At 77.8% G+C, this 405-nt stretch carries 1 protein-coding gene; it reads right to left on the bottom strand.

The window, feature by feature from the left end; translation table 11 throughout:
* Positions 1–110 precede the first annotated feature (110 nt).
* The coding region (locus VR44_RS24650) for an EAL domain-containing protein (RefSeq protein ID WP_045949778.1) at positions 111–405 on the bottom strand (295 nt) is incomplete at its 5' end.

The raw sequence follows: 405 nt of genomic DNA, 5'->3' as shown, positions 1-405 counted from the left end.
GCGGGGCTGGAATTTCGCTGCGCGAAATCCAGCCCGTGCGGCGGCCCACCGCCCGCACCCGACGCCCGGGCGGGACCGGGCCGGCCCCGCCCACGCCCCGCAGGGAACCGCTACGGGGCCGGGGTGTCGGCCGTGGCGGCCAGTTCCGCCGTGATGTCCGCCGGGCGGCGCCAGCCGCGTTCGCCTCGGGCCAGGAGCCAGGCCGTGGCCTCCTGCGGGGGCATCGCGGCCGCGACCAGCCAGCCCTGGACGGCGTCGCAGCCCAGGTCCCGCAGGCGTTCCCACGTCTCGTCGTCCTCCACGCCCTCCGCGACGACCAGGAGGCCCAGGGAGTGGGCCAGGTCGACCGTGCAGCGGACGATCTCCGCGTCCTGGGCGTCGACCGCCAGCCGGGCGACGAACGAG

It is taken from the genome of Streptomyces katrae (assembly GCF_000966975.1).
Classification (GTDB): Bacteria; Actinomycetota; Actinomycetes; order Streptomycetales; family Streptomycetaceae; genus Streptomyces; species Streptomyces katrae.
This window is presented reverse-complemented; position numbering and strand designations above follow the sequence as displayed.